At 63.7% G+C, this 4,539-nt stretch carries 6 protein-coding genes; 3 read left to right on the top strand and 3 right to left on the bottom strand.

What is annotated here, in order from left to right:
- Positions 1-625: ExeA family protein (locus AYR66_RS08440; RefSeq protein WP_141104187.1), on the bottom strand; the 625-nt coding region annotated here is incomplete at its 3' end.
- A 120-nt stretch (positions 626-745) separates the two neighbouring features.
- Between AYR66_RS08440 and AYR66_RS08445 the strand changes: the two genes are divergently transcribed.
- Both AYR66_RS08445 and AYR66_RS08450 read left to right on the top strand, forming a co-directional pair.
- Positions 746-1,273 carry a DUF3617 domain-containing protein gene (locus tag AYR66_RS08445; RefSeq protein ID WP_088707134.1) on the top strand — a complete coding sequence of 176 codons (528 nt, stop codon included), beginning with the start codon at positions 746-748 and terminating at the stop codon, positions 1,271-1,273.
- Between the two features lie 4 nt (positions 1,274-1,277).
- The gene (locus AYR66_RS08450; RefSeq protein ID WP_088707135.1) at positions 1,278-1,604 is read left to right on the top strand and encodes a hypothetical protein; all 327 of its coding nucleotides are present in this window, start codon (positions 1,278-1,280) and stop codon (positions 1,602-1,604) included.
- Here AYR66_RS08450 and AYR66_RS08455 read toward each other — a convergent pair.
- Both AYR66_RS08455 and AYR66_RS08460 read right to left on the bottom strand, forming a co-directional pair.
- Complete coding sequence (locus AYR66_RS08455) at positions 1,601-2,839, bottom strand: CHRD domain-containing protein (RefSeq protein ID WP_088707136.1); 1,239 nt, start codon at positions 2,837-2,839, stop codon at positions 1,601-1,603. The genes AYR66_RS08450 and AYR66_RS08455 overlap by 4 nt on opposite strands.
- A 106-nt stretch (positions 2,840-2,945) precedes the next feature.
- A complete protein-coding gene (locus AYR66_RS08460) occupies positions 2,946-3,818 on the bottom strand; it encodes a LysR family transcriptional regulator (protein ID WP_088707137.1) in 873 nt (290 codons plus the stop codon).
- A gap of 64 nt (positions 3,819-3,882) precedes the next feature.
- Between AYR66_RS08460 and AYR66_RS29490 the strand changes: the two genes are divergently transcribed.
- The coding region (locus AYR66_RS29490; protein ID WP_206047111.1) for a YbfB/YjiJ family MFS transporter at positions 3,883-4,539 on the top strand (657 nt) is incomplete at its 3' end.

Genomic DNA, 4,539 nt, shown 5'->3' on the forward strand with positions numbered 1-4,539 from the left:
CCGTGGCCATGCGGTGCTGGACGTAGCTTGCTGTCTCTTCCTCCGACAGCGCGGTCAGGTGGTAATGCGCGATCACGCGCTGCGCGAGCTGTTCGAGCTCGGGGCGGGCCAGCATCGCGCGCAGTTCGGGCTGGCCGATCAGGATGATCTGCAGCAGCTTGCGCTCGTTGGTTTCGAGGTTGGTCAGCAGGCGCAGCTGTTCCAGCACGTCGGCCGACAGGTTCTGCGCCTCGTCGATGACGAGCACGTTGTTCTTCCCGTCGGCGTGCTCGGCAAGCAGGAAGCGGTTGAGCACATCGATGTAATCCTTCACCCCGGCGGCGGGCTTGTCGAGCGGGACGTGGAATTCCTCGCACACTGATTGCAGCAGTTCGGTGACGGTCAGCTTCGGGTTGAAGATGTAGGCGACGTTGCAGTTGGCCGGGACCTGTTCGAGGAAGCAGCGGCAGATGGTGGTCTTGCCGGTGCCGATATCGCCGGTCAGCAGTACGATGCCGCCGCCCGCATCCACGCCGTACAGCAGGTGCGCCAGCGCCTCGCGATGACGCTCGCTCATGAACAGGTAACGCGGGTCGGGCGAGATGGAAAACGGGGCTTGAGCCAGCCGGAAGAATTTGGTGTACATGGCGGTGCAAGTTGAATCGCCCAAGGCTACCACAAGTGACGGTATGGCAATCTGCGCCGCCACAAGCCGCATTCCGGGGATAAAATCATTCTTCCCCCACCGCATTGCACAGGAGATCCCATGCGCAAGAACGCCATTCCGCTGCTGCTGCTTTCGATGCTGTCCGCTTCCGCATTTGCCGCCGGCCAGATGAAGCCGGGCCTGTGGGAGATGACGATGAAATCCGATGCCATGAAGAACATGCCCAAGATGACGCCGGAGCAAATGGAACAGATGCGCAAGATGGGCATGAACGTCCCGCAGATCCAGGATGGGGCGATGGTGCACAAGATCTGCGTCACCAAGCAGATGACGGAGAGCAATACGCTGCCCGGCGCGGACGGCAAGGAAATGGGCTGCCAGACGAAGAACATGCAGCAGAGCGGCAACAGCTACAGCGCCGATGTCGTATGCAACAGCGCGCAGATGAAGGGCGAGGGCAAGGTCAAGGGCAGCTTCTCCGGCGACACGGCGTTCACGTCGACCTATGACTTCAAGGGCACGATGCACGGGCAGCAGGTCAACCAGCATCACGAGAACAGCGGCAAGTGGCTGTCGGCCGATTGCGGGAACGTTCCGCCGGCAGGCGGCATGATGCCGAAAAAGTGATCCCATGGCGCGCCGCTGGCACTACCACGTCTACGTCATCGAATTGTCGAAGGACGTGCTGTACGAGGCGCGCTTCAGGAAAGCCAATCCGGATTACGTCACCGGCAAGCCCTGTGTCTATGTCGGTATGACGGGCATCGATCCCGACGTGCGCTTCGACAAGCACAAGGCGGGCATACAGTCGAACCGCTATGTGAAGGAGTTCGGGCTGCGGCTGCTGCCCGAACTCTATGCGTTCTACAATCCGATGCCATACGACGGCGCGCGCGACATGGAAGTCGAGCTGGCAATCGGCTTGCGGGAAGCCGGTTACGGCGTGTGGCAGGCCTAGAAGACCAGCCCGACACCGGTGGTCATGCCGGTTCCCGTTGCACCGATCCCGGTTCCAGTGTTGCCTATCCCTGTTCCAGTCGTGCCAATACCGGTTCCAGTGTTACCTACCCCGGTTCCCGTCGTACCAATCCCGGTTCCCGTGTTACCTATCCCTGTTCCCGACGTACCCACTCCTGCCCCGGTCGTACCTGCTCCGGTACCTGTCGCGCCAGTCCCGGTGCTCGTCGTCCCCGTATCCAGGGGGGTAATGGTCGTCACGTTCCTGCCTGCCGCGCCCGTAATGAATTCCAGTGAAATGGTTTGCGGCAGGATTTGCCCGCGAATTTCCCCGTTCGGAAATGCGGTGCTGTGGACGTTGAAGTAGAGGTTGCCGGCCTGCATTGCATTGAACTGCGCTTCCGTCAGTACCGCGTTCGTGGTCCAGATGCCGCTGCCGGTCGTCGACTCCGCCAGCCCGATGATGATCGGGCCGCTGATACCCGGCGCGCCCTCATGGATATGGGCGGCAGTGCCGGTGATGCCGGTCGTTGTTACAGCGGCGCTCAGCTGACGGGTGGCCGGGTTGACGAGCACTGTTCCCGAACCGATGGCGGCGCTCGTCGTCGGCGGCACTTCCTGGGTGCCGCGCAGCGCCGTGAGGAAGGCCGCGGTCGAGGTGACGAAGGGATTGAGCCCGGTGCCGGTGGCGGTCGTGCCCGTCCTGGCACTGCCGCCGGTGCTGACCGGAGTGGTGCCGGGCTGTTGTGACAGGATTTGTCCGCGGATTTCGCCGTTGCCGAAGTTGGTGCTGAGCACATTGAAATAGAAATCGCCGGCGCGGAAGGCAGTCACTTGCGCATCGGTCAGGATGGCGCGCGCGGTCCATATGCCGCTGCCGCGCACAGTTTCCACCAGCGGGAAGATGACTGGCCCGTTCAATCCGGCCGGTGCCTGCTGGATACGCGCATCCGTGGCGGCGATGCCGGTGGTGGTCAGCGTCGCCGTCATCTGCCGCGTGGACGCTTGTATTACGACCGTGCCGGAACCGGACGCGCTGCTCGCTCGCTGCGGTACTTCCTGCGCGCCTGTCAGCGTGGCGGCGAAGGCGTCAATGAGTTCTGTGACGGCCGCTTGGGTCGATGCGGGCGTCAGGCTGGCGCCGGTCGTCGCGCCACTGTTGCCTCCGCCGCCACCGCAGGCGGCGAGCGTGAGTCCGGTGAGGAGTACGAAGCAGGCAAGGGGAAGGTTTTTCATGGCGGCTCTCCTGTCTTGTACACGGAGGAGAGCAGCGTTTGTGCCAGCAGTGGCACGGGCAAAAGGAAGGATGGCCCGCGCAAGAATTACGCGGGCCGGGAAAAAACTACCGCTTTGGCTTGCGCAGTTCGGCCTGCAGCGCGTCGAGTGCCACTGACTGGTGGCCGGTGCGCCAGACGAGGAAAGTTTTCGCCTTGGCGACGCGTTCGGGCAGCGGATAGGCGGCGACTTCGTCCTCCGCATGCACGACGGAAAGCACCGAGCGCGGCACGATGGCGATGCCCGAACCGGCGGCGACGCAGGCAACGATCGCATGGTAGGAAGCAAGCTCCAGCACGCGGTCCGGCACCACCGACGACATGCCCAGCCATTCCTCGAGGATGCGCCGGTAGGAGCAGCCGGCGGAGAAGGCAATCAGCGTATGCTTGCGCAAATCCTTCGGCGTCTTCACCGGCGGCGTGTTCTTCGGTGTGATCAACACCAGTTCCTCGCGGAAGGCTTCCAGCATGTCGAGGCCGGTTGCGGTGAAGGGTTCGGCGACGAAGGCTGCCTCCACTTCGAAGCGGTGCACGCGGCCGATCAGCGCACCCGAGGTGCCGGTCAGCAGCTCGATCTGCACTTCGGGATAATGCTGGTGGTAGCGCGACAGCAGCGGCGGCAGGCGCGCGGCGGCGGTGCTTTCCATGGTGCCGATGCGCAAGGTGCCACGTGGCGTGCCCTTGCGCAGCGCGGCTTCGGCTTCGGACGCGAGGCGCAGCAGCCGGTCCGCATAGGACAGCAGCTGCGAGCCCTCGGGCGACAGCACCAGCTTGCCGCCCTGGCGCTGGAACAGCTTCACGCCGAGGCGGTCTTCCAGGTTCTTCACGCGGGTGGTGATGTTCGATTGCACGCGGTTGAGCTGGCTGGCTGCCTTGGTGACGCCGCCGTAGTCCACGACCGCCTTGAAGATGTGCAGGGAATCCAGGTCGATATTTCTCATTTTGAGAACCTCCGTTCTCCATTATTCATTTTTCAGAATGGCTTGGTCAAGGTAGACTGCTTTCATGATCGAACATCCTTCCACCTCAGCCGGCACGCTCCGCGCCGAAGCCGGCCCGATTCCCAAGGCGCTTGCCGGGCTTGCCGCGCTGGCGGTGGCGATGGGCATCGGACGCTTCGCGTTCACGCCCATCCTGCCGATGATGTTGCAGGATGCCGGGTTGTCGATTGCTTCCGGCGGCTGGCTCGCATCGGCCAACTACCTTGGCTACCTGCTCGGCGCGCTGAGCGCAATGGTGGTGAAGATCCGGCCCGAACGCGCGATCCGCGGCGGCTTGCTGGCGATTGCCGCGGTGACGCTGGCGATGGGCTGGCCTTTGCCGTTCGCGGTCTGGCTCGTATTGCGGTTGCTGGCCGGCTTTGCCAGCGCCTGGGTGCTGATTTCGGTCTCGGCGTGGTGCATGGAATCGCTCGTGCGCTATCAGCGTCCCTTCCTCAATAGCCTGGTCTTCGCGGGCGTGGGAACAGGCATCGCCACCGCCGGGCTGATGTGCCTGGTGCTGATCGGGATGGACGCGCATTCGCCGCAGGCATGGCGTGCGATGGGCCTGCTGTCGCTGGCGGTCACGCTGCTGGTATGGCGTTTCTTCCGGACCTCGTCCACTGTTGCCGCCGTGAAGGCGGGGCAGGGGCGATTCCCATGGGCCGCCGATGCGGTGCGG

Origin of the sequence: Noviherbaspirillum denitrificans, from assembly GCF_002211445.1 — a bacterium.
GTDB lineage: Bacteria > Pseudomonadota > Gammaproteobacteria > Burkholderiales > Burkholderiaceae_D > Noviherbaspirillum > Noviherbaspirillum denitrificans.